Genomic DNA, 18,508 nt, shown 5'->3' on the forward strand with positions numbered 1-18,508 from the left:
CGCCAGCTCACTGGCGCCGATTCGACAACGCATTGAGAGATTGACTGAAATGGAAGGCACTATGATGGATATGAAGAAGAAGGTGAATCAATGGAGCCTCATCGCCCTGAGTTGCAGCGCGCTGCTACTGGGCTGTGGTAGCGACGGCAAGGATGGTAAAGACGGCCCCGACGGTGTCATAGGCGTCAGCATCACAGATACCCCAAGCGTGATGGCCCAGTTTACCCAGGCATCGGTAGAAGATGGCCAGGTCAGCGTGACCTTTAAGCTTGAAAATGCCAACGGGGTGGCGGTTCTCGGCCTGACCAAAGACTATGATCTCAGATTCGGTATTGCCCAGCTGGCCCAGGTCACAGAGACGATTGACGGCCAAAGTTTTGATCGCGGCTACCAGTGGCAGGCCTACATCAACAGCCTCAGACAGCCGGGTTCATTGCCAGATGACACCTCAGGCCTTAACCCCTCGCCTAAATATCAGGCCAATGTCGAGGCGGCCAGCGCCTGCGAAGACTGTCTGACGGATAATCTCGATGGCAGCTACACCTATAAATTTCAGCAAAACATCGCCAATGTCACCGAGCCTTTGGCTATCACCTACAATGGCGATAACACCCACAGGGTCACCCTGGAGCTAAAACTGCCCCAGGCGACTGCCAATGCGCACCATGACTGGCAGCCCTCATCGGGTTCGGCCGACGGGATTCAAACCCGCAACGTGGTACGTAAAGAAACCTGCCTTAACTGTCACCAGGAGGAGAGCCTAGCACTGCACGGTGGCCGCCGCATCAGCCTTGAGAACTGCGCCAGCTGTCACACCGCGACCTCTGGCGATCCCGAGAGCGGCAACAGCATCGAATTTACCTACCTGATCCATGCCATCCACAAGGGTCAGGACAGGGTTACCAGCACCCCTGAAGGGATTGTACCCGCCCCCTATAAGATAGTGGGCTTTGGCGGCAGCCTGCACGACTATGGCAAGGTGATGTTCCCGCAGAAGCCAGCAGCCAACTGTGCCGCCTGTCACAAAGAGGGGGACGGCGCCCCAAGCGACGCCGCCCTGTTTAAGGCTGATAACTCCAGCATCGCCTGTATCAGCTGTCACACCGAGAAACCATCGCAGAATCACTCAAGCACCAACTGCGTCGCCTGCCACAACGCCACGGATACCTATCCGGGCACAGGCAACGCCGAGAAGCGCCATGGCGACGTGCTAAAGGCCTACTCGCTGGCCCAGGCCATGGGCGTCAGTTTCAGCAACATAGGCCTGGATGGCGACGGCAAGCTGAAATTTGATCTCCAGGTAACCGACTCTGCCGGCAATCCGGTAGCCAGCGAATTTATCGAGCTTGGCACCCGCGTCGTGGTCGCCTGGGATGTGGACAAGGACTACCCGGCCTACACGGATGCCTCATACAGCAATCGTCGCTTCAGACTGTCCCAAGGCACCTATGACGATGTCAGCAAGACCTTCACCATAGTGGCCAGCAGCTTCGACATGCCAATGGATGCAGCGGGCAAGACCTTCGAGCTCTGGTCTGCCATAGAGGTGTGCTTCAACCACGGCGGCTATGGCGTTGCCGATGTGGTGATGACCGCCTGTAGCGATGATACCCGCTCGGTAGCCGTTAAAGAGGCGCCCTATCGCTTCGTCTGGTCCGGCACAGGCGTTGCCGAAGATGGCCAGGTGGCCATGCGCCGCGCCATCGTCGATACCAGCAAGTGTCAGACCTGCCACAACCAGGAGAATCACCATTACAACAATGGTTATAACTGTCAGACCTGTCATACCTCAGACAAGACCACCAGCGGCGATGACAGCTATCCGGGCGGACGTCGCCCCACCAGCTTCGCCTTTAAGGCCCACGAGGCAGAGGGTCACTACCTCAAGTATGCTGGCGTGCAGTCGGGCACAGTGCTCAAGACAGACTGCCTCACCTGTCATACCGATGATGGCATCACACTTGGCCGCGCAAGCGATCGCGTCTGGCGCTATGGCGATACCACCACAGGCGTAGATATCTGGGTCTCATCCGATGCCGGCGCCTGCCTGAGCTGCCACCAGAAATACCTTAAGGATTCTGGTGCAGCCCATATCCAGGCCAACGGCGGCATCTTAGACGGTATGGATGCAGACGATGTGCGCGCCCGGGCGGCAGAGACTTGCGCCACCTGCCATACGCCGACTCAGCTGTTAGGCATTCACCAGGAGTAGCATCGCACTATAAAAGATGGTGAGCGAAACACTGGATAAAAGGAGGCTGCGGCCTCCTTTTTTATCGCCCTACACCGATGCATGCCATCAATGCATAACGCCAAACGCCACGCCACCCAGCCGTACAATTCACAAATTAATAACATCAGGCCCACAAATGCGGGAGTTTCATCGGCGAAATGGATCGGTTTCCCAGCGCCTATGCTTGCGTTAGATCAAAACTGCGGTGAAAAAATCCCCTGCCGCTTAAGCTTTATTTAAGAAAAGGCTTATTTTTAGGCCACTCAAGAGAAAATGCCCTCACTCGATATTTATAAGCCACTGTAAAATATTAGATTTAACAAGTTTATCAATTTCCACCAAGCTTAATGGATCCGCTTCACGTTTGCGTCAAGTGGGCCGTTGCACCTACCCCCTTTTAAGTAATATGGCCCCTAAGGTGCCGCCAAGTTGTTGAGGCAATAGCAATAACTCTGGCCACCTTGTTCATACCAAAAAAGAAAAAATTGAGATCACTCTCATTCTCATGCAGGGGAAAAATGATGAAACGGTATTCAATCAGTACCGCAGTCAAAGCAGCATTCGGTGTCGGAGCCTTATCTCTGGCGCTGGTCGGCTGTGGCGGCAGCGATGGTAAAGATGGTGAAGATGGCAAGCCTGGTGAAATCGCGGTCGATATCAACAGCGCGACTGCGGTCCAAACCAAGATAGAAAGCGCCAGCTATGACGCGGCGGCCAAGACCCTAAGCTTCGAATTTAGCCTGACCAATCCTAATGGCGTCGCCGTCACAGGATTAGAGGCGCTCACCGACCCACTACGCATCGCCTTCGGTCGTATGGGCACCCGCAGCGAGGCCTTCACACCCTACAGCCTGGAAGATGGCACCCAGGTCACCGGCCGCGCCGATGGCGACGAGGAGATCTGGCTCTCTTACCGCAACGCCAGCAAGAACGGCGTACCTATGACGGGCACCAACAACTGGCGTCCAACTCGCGACTGCCCAGAAGGACTGAATTGCCTAAGTTACCTAGGCGAAGGCCGTTATCGGGTCACGGCGCCAGAGATAATAGACACCAACGGCCTGGACTACGACTATGATGCCAACCGTATCAATGGTATCTACCTGATCACCTATGGTGTGGGCCAAAACAAGCTGAAGAATGTCGAAGCCTACTACTGGGATCCTTTGACCGAGCAGTCGGTCTCTTCGCCTAAGAAAGTGCTGGAGATGGATACCTGTACCAGCTGTCACGTAGGTCAGGATCATATCCGCCACGGCAACTATGGTAATACCGCCGACGGCTGTGGTTTCTGCCACACTGACTATACACAGTACAGCGGCTCAGGTATCGATGGCGAAGGCAACACGGTCGAATTTAACTTTGATGGCTCCATCAAGGGACTGGTTCACGCAGTGCACACAGGCATCACAGAGGGGGATCGCCGCGAGCTGGCCAAGTTCAACTCGGTTATCGCCAATGCCAACAACCCAGCCTTTACCTATGAGTTTGATGGTGCGGCGCTCGATAGCGAAGGCAATCCTAAGGCCGAGCTTAACTTCCCGGCCTCGACAGCCAACTGTCAAAGCTGTCACGTAAGCTACACCACCACAGAAGAAACCTTGCCCGAAGGCCTGACCGCTCACGCCCTGGCTTGGTTTGGCGATAAAGATGTGACCAGCTGTCAGAGCTGTCATGGCGAATACCACAAGGGCAGCAGCCTGGTGGCGCCGGGTGAAGAAGGCGCAACCATGGTAGGTTGTGTCACCTGTCACAGCAGCCAAGATGGCAATACCCGCGGCGGCGCCTTCCGTCACTTTGCCGGCCACGAGCAGGCCAGCAGCCAGGCCGCGTCACAGGCCGGTATCTTAGTCGGTGCTAGCTACAGCCAGATCGCCTGGGATGAAACCAGCGCGACCTTAAGCTTTACCCTTAACCTGAATAAGGGTGAAGAGGCGGTTACCAGCCTACATGTACCGCGCGTTACCGTGTACGTTAATGCCGTCGATGCGGTTAAACCTGACGCCTACCTGGCGGCGCGCACCAGTGGTAGTGCAACCGCGAATCCTGATGGCAGCTATACGGTGACCGTCGATGCGTCTAAGCCTAACTATGGCCTACCTTCACTGGCCGAGGTTATTGCCAATGGGGCCGATCTGGCGATCACCTCAAGCTTTAGCACCTGCTTTAAGAACAAGTCTTCAACCTTGGTTGAACTTGACGGCGAAGGCAACTGCGCCGGCGTATTAAGTGCCAACGCGGCGAAGACTGAGTTTGTTAAGCTTGACGGAACGCCTGGTGCGGTGCGTGCCAGCGCCGTGGACTATGACAACTGCGCAAGCTGTCACAACAACGACATGGTGGCCCGTAAGGGTGCGGCGCACTACCGCAACGCCGACGTACACACCTGTGCCCAATGTCACGAAGCCGGTGACTACAACAGCCTGGTGGTTCGCGTTCACGGTACCTTCGGTAAGGCCCATGGCCGCGCCGATGTGCATCAACTGGTCAGCAGCGCCAACTGCTCAGCCTGTCACAGCGATCTCAACTTCGGTCTAGAGAATGCACGCTCAACCCCGATGCGCTGGAACAAGGGCGATGCCAGCTACTCCAGCCCACAGGCCGGTGTGTGCGCCTCTTGCCACGTCTCATCGAGCTATGAGATCGGCGGTGGTAAAGATGCGGCCAAGTCTCACATCGAGAGCATGGGCGGCGTCGTTGCCGGCAGCTATGAAGCGGCCATGCTAAACAGCGAGTCATGCCTCACCTGCCACAGCGCAGAGAAGGTCGCCGAGCTGCACAAGCAAAACTAAAACAGACGCCACTGTTTTAAAGACCCATTTAAAATAAGCTAAGAGTGTCAGGCCATGCCTGGCACTCTTTTTTTATCGCCGCTTTCTGTTCCACTTCTCTCCAATCTGCCGCAAGACCACGGGTGCGCATGGAGCAAACTCAGGGAAACACAGGCTCTACATACCCCCAAAGGCGCCACATTTTCGGCTACAGCAAATTAACAGGATGTGATTTAACTGGCTGACTTTCTTAAGTGAAAATGAAAATTTCACCAAAAATGCATTTTTTTACCTACCTCTAAAGAAATAGTCAGATCTCAATCACATAAGCAGACTGAAACACCTGCTAAAAAGTTGCCATTTCGATAGCCTTAGAGGTGGAAATTAATTCCACACACTAAGCGGGTGTTTTCAGTAGACAAAACAAATACTGTTCTCAATTTCAGTGCTTGTTTTTATTGAAGAACAATCAATTAGTGATGATTAAAACTATTGCAGGGAATAATCATGATGAAAAAGTTCAATGTTAATGCAGCGACAAAAGCTGTATTAGGTGCCGGACTTCTCTCTTTCGCCTTATCCGGTTGCGGCAGCGACGGTAAAGATGGCGAAGATGGTAAGGACGGCGTCATTGGTGTCAACATCGACACTACACCTACCCTTCAGGCAACCTTTACCAATGCGACAATCGACGCAGGTAAAGTCACGGTCGACTTCAAGCTTCAAGATGCAAACGGCGTTGCCGTACTTGGGCTCACCAAAGACCACGACCTGAGATTTGGTGTCGCGCAGCTGACCCATGTGGTTGAAACCAAAGCCGATGGCGAAACTGCCGATCGCGGCTTCCAATGGCAGGCCTACATCAACAGCGAGAAGGCGCCTAACCCAGACTGGGTACCAGAGGGCGATACCGACATCAATCCGTCTAACCAGTTCCAAGCCAACGTAGAGCAGGCCGCCAAGTGCGACGACTGCCTAGTCGACAACGAAGACGGTAGCTACACCTATACCTTCCAGACCAACATCGCCAACGTCACCTCACCAGTCACTGTGACCTATGACGCCGATGCGACTCAGCGTATTACGCTCGAGCTGGAACAACCTAGCGTCACGGCTAACGCCAACTATGATTTCCAACCTTCTAGTGGCGCGACCAAAGGTATTCAAACCCGCAACGTGGTTGCTATCGAGACCTGTTACACCTGTCACCAGCCAGAGAGTCTGGCACTGCATGGTGGCCGTCGTATTAACATCGAAAACTGTGCCTCTTGCCACACCGCCACCTCAGGCGATCCAGAAACCGGCAACAGCGTCGACTTCACTTACATGATCCACGCCATTCACCGTGGTGAAGAACGTCACACCTATGATGCCGACGGCAACCAGGTGCCAGCACCTTACAAGGTGATCGGCTATGGCGGCGGCGTACATGACTACGGCAAGGTGATGTTCCCACAAAAACCAGCGGCCGATTGTAGCGCCTGTCACGTCGAGGGCAGCAATGCACCGGCAAATGCCGACCTTTACAAGGCAGACCTGAGCAACACAGCCTGTATCGCCTGTCACAGCGAGAAACCATCTTCTCACCACAGCAGCACAGACTGTATGGCCTGTCACAACAGCACCGAACCATACGGCGGCACAGGTAGCGCCTTCAAGCGTCATGGCGACGTATTGAAAGCGTACCAAGATGCCGAGGCGATGAGCGTTAAGTTCAGCAACATAGGTGTTGATGCTAATGGTAAGTTCGTCTTTGACGTACAGGTACTGGGTGCCGATGGCGCCGCCCTGGATGGCGAGCTATTAGATCCAAAATCACGTGTGGTTGTGGCCTGGGATATCGACAAAGACTTCCCTGCCTACAGCGATGCCTCTTATAGCAATCGTCGTATCGCCCTAGAAGAAGGGGTTTACAACGCCGAGACTAAGACTTACACCCTAACCGGTACTAAGTTTGATCTACCTGCCGATGCCAACGGCAAGACCTTCGAGCTCTGGTCAGCGCTGAAAGTCTGCTTCAACAACGGTGGCTATGGCGTTGCCGAGATTAAGCCTACCGCCTGTGCGACCGAAGGCGTACGTAAGGTAGAAGCTAAACAAGAAGCGATGCACTTCGTCTGGAAAGATGGCGCCATCGACGACAGCGCAACACCTGCCGAGCGTCGCGACATCATTGACCCTAGCAAGTGTCAGGGCTGCCACAACCAGGAAAACCATCACTACAACAATGGTTACAACTGTCAGACTTGCCACACTTCTGACAAGACCACTAAGGCTAACGCCAGCGAGCAGTATCCAAATGCGAAGAAACCAACCAGCTACGCCTACAAGGCGCACGAAGCTGAGGGTCACTTCCTCAAGTATGCTGGCGTAGGTTCTAGCACTGTTGTGAAAACAGACTGTATGACCTGTCACACTGACGGCGGTATCGAACTGGGCCGCGCTCCTGAGCGTACATGGCGCTATGGTAACCTGTTAACAGGTGAAGACATCTGGGTATCTTCCGATGCAGGTGCTTGTATGAGCTGTCACCAGAAATACCTGAGCGATGCAGCCAAGTCTCACATCGAGACCAACGGCGGTATCTTAGACGGTGTTGATGCCGATGACGTACGTACTCGCGCAGCAGAAACCTGTAAGACCTGTCACACACCTGAAAAGGTGATGGAACTGCACGGTCACTAGTAGGTTTGACCCACTAACTCTCAAGGTTAGTGGGTCGACATCTACCTCGAAGGGAGGCACTCGCCTCCCTTTGTTTTTACTGTAGAACAGTGAACGCTAAAATAAGAACAAAAATCGCAAAACTGTTTCATTTTGCAACATTTTTTCCGTCAAGCCGCCCCATTCTCCGCCCGTCGGGCTACCCCTTTAGAAATAGAAAGATCTCGGTCACACATTAGACTCAGTCAGGCAGATTTTAGCCGCTTGTTACGTTAGCATTTCCTTGGGGATTTCTATTTCCAGCATTGACTTAGGTCGCACAACTTATAACTGAGAATCGGCGCAATCAATGGCCATGCACTTAAGACGATGCCAAACCTATGCAGGGAAAAAATGATGAACGTACAAAATAATAAATTTAAGCTGCTACTCGCAGCAGGTGCCGTCTCCATGGCTCTCACTGGTTGTGGTGGCAGCGACGGTAGTGATGGTAATCCTGGCAACCCAGGCGGCCCAGCAGCCGATGCCATTGAAGTACTTCACCTTGATGTCACCAAGGTTGAATACGACAACGGCACACCCACAATCACAGTCTTTGCGACCAACCAGGAAGATCTTCCTGTTATCGGTCTGAAAGATCTTGAAGTGAAAAAAGTGGTTCAGCTACTGCCACAAGGCACGACCGGTGCAGGTAATGCCGCCGAATGGCAATATATCGGCTCACAAAAAGCCTTTACCGACCACAAGAATGGTAACTACACCTTCACCATCGACGTGGAAGGCTACAACCCAGAGCTGACCCAAAGATACAATATCGTCGCCAAGGCCTCGACACTGCTCGACGGCGTCACCCTGGTGCCGCAAACCGAGATCGCCGAAGACTTCTCTGGCGAAGGTTATGAGCCACTCTACACCAAGAATGTGGTCTCAACCGCCAGCTGTAACAGCTGTCACGCCGAAGGACAGAAGATCTACCACAGCTACACCAGCGTAGAGACCTGTGTCTCTTGTCACACCCAAGAGATGGCTGATGAGAAAGGTAAGCCACAAGTTGCCTTTAACCATCTGATCCACAACGTCCACAACGACGCTAAGATGTATGGCCGCAACATGGACCAGAGCGCCGAAACTGCGCACCACATAGTCCAGGACAACTGCCAAGCCTGTCACGTTCAGTCTGACGAGCTCACCGAGTGGGGCAACTGGTCACGTATTCCAACCATGGAAACCTGTACTAGCTGTCACGTCAACATCGACTTTAAGGCGGGTAAAGGCCACTCTCAGCAAAACGACAACAGCAACTGTGTTGCCTGTCATAACGCGAGCTGGACTGCCGAGCTGCACACTCAAGCTGGTAGCGACAAGAAAGCCCTTATCGACCAATACGGCCTGAATGTTGAGTCAACCATCAACACCGAAGGCACTGCTGCCACCATCAGCGTTCAAGTGGTCGATGCCAGCGGCGCCGCCGTTGATATCAACACCATTCTGCCTATGGTACAGCGCTTCGAGATCGTGACTAACGTAGGTCCTAACAATGTAACCCTAGGTTATGGCGGTAAAGACTCTATCAACGCCGTGAAGAATGGCGTGGTCGATGCCAAGGCGCTAGTCGAAGATGGCAAGCTGGTTTACACCACTAGCAAAGATCTTAAGCTAGGTGCCAACGGTATCGACAGCGAGACCGCCTTTACCTTCGTTGGCTGGGCAATGTGCTCAGACAAGGGTGAGTTCGTGACCTGTGACGATCCTGCCTTCGACGGTAGCGACACCGACAAGTACACCGGCATGAAAGCCGACCTTGCCTTCGCCGCACTAGCAGACAAGGCGCCAAGCATGCGTCACGTCGACTCAGTGAACTTCACCGCCTGTGCCTCTTGTCACACCACAGAGTTTGAAGTGCACAAGGGTAGCCACCATGCAGGTTTCGTCCTGTCTGAGCAGCTCTCTCACGCGAAAGACGCCAACGACATGCCTATCATAGGTGTCGATGCCTGTGTGGCCTGTCACACACCTGACGGCACATACGCTGGCGGCGCGAACAAGGGTGCCCTGGAGATGAAGCTGCACGTGGTACACGGCGAGCAAGGCATCATCAAAGATTGTGCCCAGTGTCACAACGACTTCAACCTGGACGCCTTCAAGGCTAAAGGTGCCCTGGCAACTGCTGCTGGCCAATACAGCACACCTATCGCCGCGACTTGTACTTCTTGTCACACAAGCGATAGCGTCAAGGCCCACGCCGAAAGCCAAGGTGCCATCATCAATGGTGCTAAAGATGTCGCTAACGATGCGGCGCAGCTAGAAACTTGTTTCTTCTGCCACGCACCTGTTATCGAAGATCACACTGCGGTGAAGATGTAATTTGCGCATCTCAAATTGAAAACCGGGGGAGTCACCTCCCCCACTTTTCACGACTCATTTGTGCAAATTAGGATGCCTATTATGAAAATCACAAATCAATTCAAAAGCCTGTTTCCGGCGGTGATGGCGGCAGCGCTACTTACCCTTGGCATAAGCCAGGGCGCGGTGGCGTCCAAGTGGGATGCCAAGATGACCCCGGACGAGGTGGAAGCCACCCTGGACAAGAAGTTCGCCGAAGGCCAGTACTCGCCTAAGGGCGCCGACTCTTGTCTCATGTGTCACGGCAAATCTGAAAAAGTCATGGACCTGTTCAAGGGCGTACACGGCGCTGCCGACTCGAGCAAGAGCCCGATGGCCGGCCTGCAATGTGAAGCCTGCCACGGCCCTATGGGTAAGCATAACCGCGGCGGTAACGAGCCGATGATCGCCTTCGGTCCCGACTCTACCCTGTCTGCCGAGAAGCAAAACAGCGTCTGTATGAGCTGTCACAAAGATGACAAGCGCATGGCCTGGAACGGCGGTCACCATGACAACGCCGATGTGGCCTGTGCCTCTTGTCACTCGGTGCACACAGATAAAGATCCTGTGCTCTCTAAGAACACAGAGATGGAAGTCTGTACCAGCTGTCACACCAAGCAAAAAGCCGACATGAACAAACGCTCTTCTCACCCAATGAAGTGGGCGCAGATGGTCTGTAGCGATTGTCACAATCCACACGGTACCCTGTCGGACTCGGACCTGGTCAAGCCCAGCGTTAACGAAACCTGCTATTCGTGCCACGCAGAAAAACGCGGCCCAAAGCTATGGGAACATGCGCCCGTAACTGAAAACTGCGTTACCTGTCACAACCCGCACGGCAGTGTTAATGAGGGCATGTTGAAGACCCGCGCCCCGCAACTTTGTCAGCAGTGCCACGCTAGCGATGGCCATGCCAGCAATGCTTACATGGGCAACACTGACCAAGGTTCTAACGTGGGTGGCAATGCCTTTACCGGTGGTCGCAGCTGTCTGAACTGTCACAACCAGATCCATGGTTCTAACCATCCATCTGGCAAACTATTCCAGCGCTAAGGAGACGAGAAGATGAAATTCAAACTCAATGTAGTCACCCTCGCCCTTATCGCTAATGCCGGTATCGTCATTCCCGGCATGGCGCTGGCCGACGGCTATGGCATTCAAAACGCCAACACAGAAAAGGTGAAGTTCGATAACTGGGCCTGTAAGCGCTGTAAGATTGAGACAGGCGTCACTGGCACTATCGGTGCCGGCGTCGGTTACAACGACAGCGACGACATCCGCTCGGCCAACGCCTTTGCCGCCGAAAATGAATTTGTCGGCAAGGTCGACGCCGATGTGAGCTACATCAGCGAATCTGGCTACCGTGCCAGTATAGAGGCGCAAAACCTCGGCATGGAAAACGGCCGCCTGGATCTTGAGTCTGGCAAGGTAGGTCAGCACAAGCTGAGCCTCAACTACCGTCAGATAGCCACCTACAAGACTGATAAGGCTATGAGCCCTTATCAAGGCGTGGGCGGCGACCACCTGACCCTGCCAGACAACTGGCAGACGGCGGGTTCGAGCCAGGATATGAGCGAGCTATACAGCAGCCTCAACCCACTGGAGCTGTCGCTCAAGCGCAAGCGCGCCGGCATCGGCTTCGAGTATCAGGGTGAAGAGCTGTGGAGCACCTACGTCAACTACCAGCGTGAAGATAAGACCGGCCTTAAGCAGGCATCGGGCAGCTTCTTCAATCAGTCTATGATGCTGGCAGAGCCTGTGGATTACACCACAGACACAGTTGAGGCGGGTATCAAGCTTAAAGGCGACAACTGGTTTACCGCCCTGGCCTACTCAGGCTCGAGCTTTAAGAACCAGTACAGCCAGCTCACCTTCGACAACGCCTTTAATCCGACATTCGGCGCCCAGACTCAAGGCACTATGGCCTTAGACCCAGACAACGAGGCGCACACTGTCTCGCTGATGGGCCAATACACGGCGGGAAGCACCATCATGAGCGGCCGCGTGCATTATGGTCAGATGAGCCAGGATCAGGCGCTGGTTACCTCAGGTTATGGGTACCAGACACCTGTGGACGCGCTGGATGCCAAGGTCGACATGAAGGGCGCTAACCTCAAGGTGGTGTCTCGCATCAACCGCACGGTTCGCGTTAACGCCAGCTATGACTATAGCGACCGCGATAACAAGACCAATGTGGAAGAGTGGACCCAGATCAGCATCAACTCCACCACAGGCAAGGTGGCCTACAACACCCCTTATGACTTCACGACACAAAGGGCTAAGTTGGGCGCCGATTTCCGTCTGAGCCGTGGCATGAAGCTGGAAGCGGGTTACGACTTCCGCCGCGACGAGCGTAGCTACCAGGACCGCGAAACCACAGATGAGAACACGCTATGGACCAAGTTCCACCTCAGCGCGTTCGACAACTGGGATATGTGGATCAAGGGCAGCTATGGCGAGCGTGATGGCTCTGAATATCAGGCCTCGGAGTGGACTTCGAGCGAGTCTAACAGCCTGCTGCGTAAGTACAATCTGGCGGATCGTCAGCGCACCATGGTTGAAGCCCGTATCAGCCACACGCCAATCGAAGCCCTGACCATAGACTTCGGTGGCCTTTATGCCTTAGACGACTACAACGAAACCCAGATAGGTCTGACCGAGTCGAAAGATGTCAGCTACGACATTAACGCCAGCTACCTGATCAACGACGACATGATGGTCAACGCCTTCTACAATCGTCAAAACATAGACTCAGAGCAGGCAGGCAGCAGCAACTACAGCACGCCTAACTGGTTTGGTCTGGTGGAAGATCAGGTCGATGTGATCGGCGCTGGGTTCAGCTACAACAATCTGTTAGAGAAGAAACTGCGCCTGGGCGTGGACTACACCTACTCAGATTCGAGCAGCAACACCCAGGTAAAACAGGGTCTCAGCGGCAACTATGGTGATTACTATGCCAAGGTCCATAACGTCAATGTCTACGGTCAATACCAGGCCACAGACAATATGGCACTGCGTCTTGACTACAAGATGGAGAAATACAAGGACAATGACCCAGGTAACAGCATAGCGCCAGACGGGATCTGGAACGTTGTCGGCTTTGGTTACAACAGCCATGACTACAACGCTCACCTGATCATGCTGAGCATGAGCTACAAGCTGTAATTACCGTGCATTTATAGCTAGCTAAAAACCCGCGCCCGTCGCGGGTTTTTTATGCTCCATCGTTGATTGCCATCTCGCAAAAACAGCCTCCCAGGCTTTTTCCCGTCGGGCTTTTACCGTAAGCTCAACACACCACCTCCAAGATGACGCAGCGCCTTGTACTTTCTCGATAATCAACTCGCCCAGCAGATAGTCGATCGCACCATGGCGATCATAGGACACAACATCAATGTGATGAACAGCCAAGGGGTGATACTCGGCTCGGGCGAGCCCCACCGCATCGGCTCCACCCACGAGGGTGCCCTGCTGGCCATCAGTCAGAACCGCACCGTCGAGCTAAACAGCGCCAGTGCAGCCAGCCTGCAGGGGGTCAAGCCTGGCATCAACCTGCCGCTGCACTATCAGGGTGAGATCATCGGCGTAATAGGCATCACGGGAGAACCCGAACACCTCAAAGCCTTCGGTGAGCTATTGAAGATGACCGCCGAGATGATCGTCGAGCAGGCCAACTCGCTCGATGTGGCCCAGTGGCGCGCCCGTCAGCAGGAAGAGTTTATCCTGCAGCTGATAAAGCCCGAGGGGCGGGATCTCAATCACCTGAAGATCTGGGCCCAGCGTCTGGATATCGATCTCGAGATGCCAAGGGTCGCAGCCGTGCTGCGTATCAGCGACGACGCCGGCGACGAGCTGGCCAACTCCCAACTCAAGACGGTACTGCATCTGTTAGAGACGCCGTCACGCGGCAACCTGATCGCCATGACCTCCATGACTGAGCTGGTGATCCTCAAACCCGCCTTCTTAGACGGCAAGGCCTGGAGCGCCGAGGCCGAGAGCCTGCGCATCGACCGTCTGCTCAAGCGTCTGCCCAGTGAACTAAACGCCAGGTTAAAGATTTCCCTAGGCCACTACTTTCCCGCCACCATGGATATCAACCGCTCCTATCAGACGGCGCTGGAAACCCTGAATTTTGGCCAGCAGCTACACCCAGAGCAGAGCAAGTACCTGTATGAAGATCATGCCCTGCTGGTGATGCTCTCTGGGCTAAAACATGACTGGCGCGGCGAGCAGCTACTGAGGCCGTTTCAGCGCCTCATCGACAGGGATAAAAACGCCCTGCTGCGCAAGACACTGGCCAGCTATCTGGGCCATTTCGGCGACCAGCAAGCCTGCGCCAAGGCGCTGTTTATCCACCGTAACACCCTGAGGTACCGCCTGGATAAGATCGCCCAGATCACTAAGGTGGATATTCAAAAACTCGACGGCCTGCTACAGCTCTACCTGGGTCAGGTGCTGCTAAGCCGCGGCCAGGACCAAGGCTAAATGATGACCATGGCAAACAGGCCTGGGCTAAGCTAGACAGGCCTAAGTTAGACAGGCCTAAAAATCGGGATCGCAGCTAAAGCTGACTCGCTCACCGCTGATGGGATGGTTAAAGGCCAGATACTGGGCGTGCAGATGCAGGCGGTTGGCCTTAGCCCCGTAGAGATCATCGCCTATGATGGGCATGCCCAGGCCATCCTGATGGGCACAGTGCACCCTGAGCTGATGGGTACGTCCCGTCTTAGGAAACAGTGACAGCAAGGTCGTCCCCTCGCCTCTGGATTTTACCAGCCAATAGGTATGGGCATGTTTTCCGTGCTCGAAACACACCAGCTGACGCGGCCTGTCGTCGAGATCTACCCGCAGCGGCAGCGTGATCTCGCCCTCTTCCCCCTGCACCTCACCCGCTACCCTGGCCAGATAACGCTTCTCCACGGTGCGGCCGATGAACTGCTGCACCAATGCGGTATTGGCCTCACTGCTCAGGGCGATCACCATCAGGCCTGAGGTGGACATATCCAGGCGATGGACAATCAGCGGCCCGGTCGCCTTGGGAAAGGCCTGGCGCATACGGCTATAGACGCTGTCGGTTACGTGCTTGCCCGGCACAGAGAGAAACTCCGCCGGCTTGTTGACCACGGCGATCGCCTCATCCTGATAGATAATGGAGAGATCTTTGCCCTCGGCGGGATTGTTCAGCAGTGGGTTGTCATCCAGCGCTATGCCACTCAGCATATGGGCCAAAATCGGCTCACACTTACCGTGACAGGCGCCATAGAACTGCTTGTGCTGCTTCACCTCCGATTTGGGCGATGCCCCCCACCAGAACTCCGCCATGGCGACGGGCTTGAGGCCGTTGGCGAAGGCAAACTGCAACAGCTTAGGCGCGGCGCATTCTCCCGCACCAGCAGGAGGTAATCCTTTTGGCGACAGGCTTTTAGTTGAGAGGCTAAATAGTGTGTTGAGATCTTTGACCTCCCCCGCCTGATTCAAGAAGCAGTACTGGGCAAACAGCTTACGCTGCAGCGCGTTGGACTGACTGGCCCTCTGCTGCTTAAGCACCTCAATCTCATCTTGCAGCGCGCTTAGGCGATGCTCGCGCTCGGCGATCTGACTATCCCACTGCTCATTTAACAGCCTTAGCCTGTGCTTCTCGGCCACGCTCTCGCGGCCAAGTTGTTGCTGCAAATCCTCGAATGCCTGGGCATCTAGCCGCTCACCGGCCACACGTCTGGCCTTACGCGCCTTACGATTTTCGATGATCTCTGCCCGCAGCTCGGCCACCGCTGCGGCTTTACCAGCGTTTAATGTGTTTAGCTCATCACTAAGCGATGCAAGTTCTGGCGCCTGCTGCAGCGATTCAAGCTCAGCAGTTAACTGATTGATGGCCAGCTGCTCGCCGTGAAAGAAGCTGTCCTGGGTCAGCATGTCGAACACCGGCGGCACGAAGCCCGGCAGTAGATTCTGCTCGGCTAACTTACCGGAAAACGCCTTGAGATAGCCAAGCTCGCCATCAGCCTTTTGCACCACCAGCACGCCAAACATCTTACCTATGGCGCCTTCGCGCGGCCCCGTCAGGCCAAAGTTATGTTGCCAGGTCTGTTGCTGCTCTAAATGCGCTTGCAGCTCGCTGGCCGCCAGCTCACACAGCCTGTGGGGCTCATAATAAAAGGGAAAGGTAAACCGCTCAGGCAGCGCTATGCCCTCGATTGAGGTGCTAAAGGGGGTGAAACATTGCTGGGCACAGTACATGGCGTCTGACATCTTGAGTAAATAGGCGATAAGGGGGCCCATTTGGCATTAGGGTCCTTACTGAAAGTGGGGATTTTACGCGCTCACGCCGATGAAGTCATGGGACTGACGTAATAATTTGCGCCTTGAGGACACGATACTAGCCTATCCGTAACACTTGGCTATTCGTGATACTAGGCCGTCCGTGACACTAGCCGAGGCTGTATCAGGAGGCAGTTGATGTAACGTAGCGCAACATAGACCACCACAATTGTCGCCACCACCAACTCCAGCGCCGCGAGATCTCGCACCTGCTGCACATACTCGGCTTTTATCCCCTCTAATACCATCCAGTTGGCCATCTTAAACAGCGCCGTGCTGCCTATCACCATGGGGAAGGTAAACGCCGCATAGCCGGGGCTAAAGGGCAGCCTGAGGAGCTTATAAAACGCCAAGTAGATGATGGCTGTCATCAACACGGCTATGCCAAATAACAGGGCGATGATCACCGGCGATGGCGTCACTGTCACCGTTAGATAGCCTGCCAGCGAGAGGCTGGCCGGCGCCGCCAGAATCGCCAACGTAGGCTTGGCCGCATCGGGCACCTCATGGGTGAACATGAGGCGATAGATCATCATGGGCAGCATCACGGCATAGGCCAACATGCCGAAGACCAGAGTGCCCTGGGCAATAGTCGCCAGCACAGGATTGCCGGAGAAGGACACATCCGCAACCACTATGCCCACCGGCGGCACAAACCAGCTGGGCACCATGTGGTGCAGCTCAAAATCCTTCGCCCTGTGATAGATAAAGCTCACCAGGAAGACGATATGCAGCGCTACAGCCGCCAACCACAGGGCGTCGCCCGCAACCGGAAAGAATTGCCCCAATGAGTTAGACACCACCATGGTCGCCATCGCGAAGGTAGGCACCACACTGCCGACGACCGGGTGGGCGAGATCTTGCCTTAAAAGATGGTTATGAAAGAAAAACTTAACGCTCAAGACGGCTAGCAAGACGCTGGCCAGGGCGGCGCCAGCCCACTGACCATAGCCATGAAGCTCAGTGAAGTTTTCCCAACACCAACCTAGGCTTGCAATGCCTAGCGCCAAGCCCGCCATAGGTGTGGGGACGCCCATTACTGCCTTTTTCGTTTTATGAATCATCACGGTCTCAATCAAGTTTCTTGCTGTGAAGCGATAATACTCTTGCCTTTCGTTTCGTTATATCTAATTATTTATAACCAACGTTCAGAATAACTAAACGCGCATCATCTATGGCCAGCCACATCTCGCTCAAGCAACTCAAGGTCTTTAGCACCCTCACCCAACACAAGACCCTAACGGCCGCGGCCGACGGCCTGTTTCTCTCCAAGGCGGCGGTGAGTATGGCGCTGTCGGAGCTTGAGAAGCAGCTCGGCCACAACCTGTTTGACCGGGTGAACAACCGTCTCATCCTCAATCAGGAGGGACACAAGTTGCAGCCTCTGGCCGATGAGCTCCTACACAGAGCCGGCGATATCGAGCAGCTGTTTAACGATGAACAGTCACTCTCGGGTCTGCTGCGCATCGGTGCCAGTGATACCTTGGGCAATCAGGTGGCCCCCTATCTGCTGAGTGACTTTCGCCGACATACCCAGCACGAATTGCAGAGCCTGTTTATCTCTAACTCGACGCAGATCTGCGATATGCTGATCGCCTACGAGCTGGATATCGCGCTGATCGAGGGTAAGATCCAGCACCCAGAACTCGATGCAACCCCCTTCAGCTCAGATGAGATGTGCGTGATCTGCCCGCCAGATCATCCCCTGCCAGCAGATAGCGATATCCCCTTGCATCACCTCGAGGCCAGTCACTGGATCCTGCGCGAAGCCGGCTCAGGCTCCAGGGAATTTTTCCTGCGAGTCGTCGCCCCGAGGCTAGAGCAATGGCATGAAGCCTTTCAGCTCAACAACACAGAGGCCCTGATCAACTCGGTCTCGGCCGGCCTTGGCCTCGCCTGCCTGTCACGCTTGTCCGCCGAACCGGCGATCCGCGACGGACGAGTAAAGGTACTTAGCCTGCCGCTAAACATGAAGCGCCGCTTCTGGTTACTGGTCCACAAGGAGAAGTATCTGAGTCCACTACTGAAGACCTTTATCGCCTTCTGTCATGACTGGGAGCGGGAACATCAGCTGTAGGGTAATATTTAACGCCAATCTTAAGGGGTATTTCGCGAGCTTGTTTTGATCTAAATCGAGATC

The 18,508-nt window shown here is 54.6% G+C and carries 10 protein-coding genes; 8 read left to right on the plus strand and 2 right to left on the minus strand.

From position 1 onward, the window contains the following. Nucleotides 1-64 precede the first annotated feature (64 nt). The 7 genes from SHEW_RS13055 to SHEW_RS13085 all read left to right on the plus strand — a co-directional run bounded on the left by SHEW_RS13055 (nucleotide 65) and on the right by SHEW_RS13085 (nucleotide 14,535). Nucleotides 65-2,212 carry an OmcA/MtrC family decaheme c-type cytochrome gene (locus SHEW_RS13055; protein WP_223294816.1) on the plus strand — a complete coding sequence of 716 codons (2,148 nt, stop codon included), beginning with the start codon at nucleotides 65-67 and terminating at the stop codon, nucleotides 2,210-2,212. 539 nt (nucleotides 2,213-2,751) lie between these two features. Then, nucleotides 2,752-5,025 (plus strand): multiheme c-type cytochrome, encoded by a 2,274-nt coding sequence (locus tag SHEW_RS13060; protein ID WP_011866320.1) that lies wholly within the window; start codon nucleotides 2,752-2,754, stop codon nucleotides 5,023-5,025. 486 nt (nucleotides 5,026-5,511) lie between these two features. Beyond that, the gene (locus tag SHEW_RS13065) at nucleotides 5,512-7,689 is read left to right on the plus strand and encodes an OmcA/MtrC family decaheme c-type cytochrome (protein ID WP_011866321.1); all 2,178 of its coding nucleotides are present in this window, start codon (nucleotides 5,512-5,514) and stop codon (nucleotides 7,687-7,689) included. 372 nt (nucleotides 7,690-8,061) lie between these two features. After that, complete coding sequence (locus SHEW_RS13070) at nucleotides 8,062-10,032, plus strand: OmcA/MtrC family decaheme c-type cytochrome (RefSeq protein WP_011866322.1); 1,971 nt, start codon at nucleotides 8,062-8,064, stop codon at nucleotides 10,030-10,032. An 81-nt stretch (nucleotides 10,033-10,113) separates the two neighbouring features. Next, nucleotides 10,114-11,103, plus strand: coding sequence for a DmsE family decaheme c-type cytochrome (locus tag SHEW_RS13075; protein ID WP_011866323.1), 990 nt, complete (start codon nucleotides 10,114-10,116; stop codon nucleotides 11,101-11,103). A gap of 12 nt (nucleotides 11,104-11,115) precedes the next feature. Beyond that, nucleotides 11,116-13,215, plus strand: a complete 2,100-nt coding sequence (locus tag SHEW_RS13080; protein ID WP_011866324.1) for an MtrB/PioB family decaheme-associated outer membrane protein — start codon at nucleotides 11,116-11,118, stop codon at nucleotides 13,213-13,215. A 156-nt stretch (nucleotides 13,216-13,371) separates the two neighbouring features. Beyond that, nucleotides 13,372-14,535 (plus strand): sugar diacid recognition domain-containing protein, encoded by a 1,164-nt coding sequence (locus tag SHEW_RS13085; protein WP_011866325.1) that lies wholly within the window; start codon nucleotides 13,372-13,374, stop codon nucleotides 14,533-14,535. 57 nt (nucleotides 14,536-14,592) lie between these two features. Here the strand turns inward: SHEW_RS13085 and SHEW_RS13090 are convergent, their stop codons facing one another. Together SHEW_RS13090 and SHEW_RS13095 are read right to left on the minus strand one after the other, a co-directional pair. Further along, entirely contained in the window at nucleotides 14,593-16,287 is a 1,695-nt protein-coding gene (locus SHEW_RS13090) for an RluA family pseudouridine synthase (protein ID WP_041407295.1), read from the minus strand. Nucleotides 16,288-16,460: 173 nt separating this feature from the next. Then, nucleotides 16,461-17,432, minus strand: coding sequence for a TDT family transporter (locus SHEW_RS13095; protein ID WP_011866327.1), 972 nt, complete (start codon nucleotides 17,430-17,432; stop codon nucleotides 16,461-16,463). A 110-nt stretch (nucleotides 17,433-17,542) separates the two neighbouring features. Between SHEW_RS13095 and SHEW_RS13100 the strand changes: the two genes are divergently transcribed. Beyond that, the gene (locus SHEW_RS13100) at nucleotides 17,543-18,445 is read left to right on the plus strand and encodes a LysR substrate-binding domain-containing protein (protein ID WP_011866328.1); all 903 of its coding nucleotides are present in this window, start codon (nucleotides 17,543-17,545) and stop codon (nucleotides 18,443-18,445) included. Nucleotides 18,446-18,508: the final 63 nt, after the last annotated feature.

Origin of the sequence: Shewanella loihica PV-4, assembly GCF_000016065.1 — a bacterium.
Lineage (GTDB): Bacteria > Pseudomonadota > Gammaproteobacteria > Enterobacterales > Shewanellaceae > Shewanella > Shewanella loihica.

What these genes read in the sequence shown, in the direction of transcription:
- SHEW_RS13060 (WP_011866320.1), top strand. Translation starts at nt 2,752, where the DNA reads ATGATGAAACGGTATTCAATCAGTACCGCAGTCAAAGCAGCATTCGGT.
- SHEW_RS13090 (WP_041407295.1), bottom strand. Translation starts at nt 16,287, where the DNA reads ATGTACTGTGCCCAGCAATGTTTCACCCCCTTTAGCACCTCAATCGAG.
- SHEW_RS13095 (WP_011866327.1), bottom strand. Translation starts at nt 17,432, where the DNA reads ATGATTCATAAAACGAAAAAGGCAGTAATGGGCGTCCCCACACCTATG.
- SHEW_RS13075 (WP_011866323.1), top strand. Translation starts at nt 10,114, where the DNA reads ATGAAAATCACAAATCAATTCAAAAGCCTGTTTCCGGCGGTGATGGCG.
- SHEW_RS13065 (WP_011866321.1), top strand. Translation starts at nt 5,512, where the DNA reads ATGATGAAAAAGTTCAATGTTAATGCAGCGACAAAAGCTGTATTAGGT.
- SHEW_RS13080 (WP_011866324.1), top strand. Translation starts at nt 11,116, where the DNA reads ATGAAATTCAAACTCAATGTAGTCACCCTCGCCCTTATCGCTAATGCC.
- SHEW_RS13070 (WP_011866322.1), top strand. Translation starts at nt 8,062, where the DNA reads ATGATGAACGTACAAAATAATAAATTTAAGCTGCTACTCGCAGCAGGT.
- SHEW_RS13100 (WP_011866328.1), top strand. Translation starts at nt 17,543, where the DNA reads ATGGCCAGCCACATCTCGCTCAAGCAACTCAAGGTCTTTAGCACCCTC.
- SHEW_RS13055 (WP_223294816.1), top strand. Translation starts at nt 65, where the DNA reads ATGGATATGAAGAAGAAGGTGAATCAATGGAGCCTCATCGCCCTGAGT.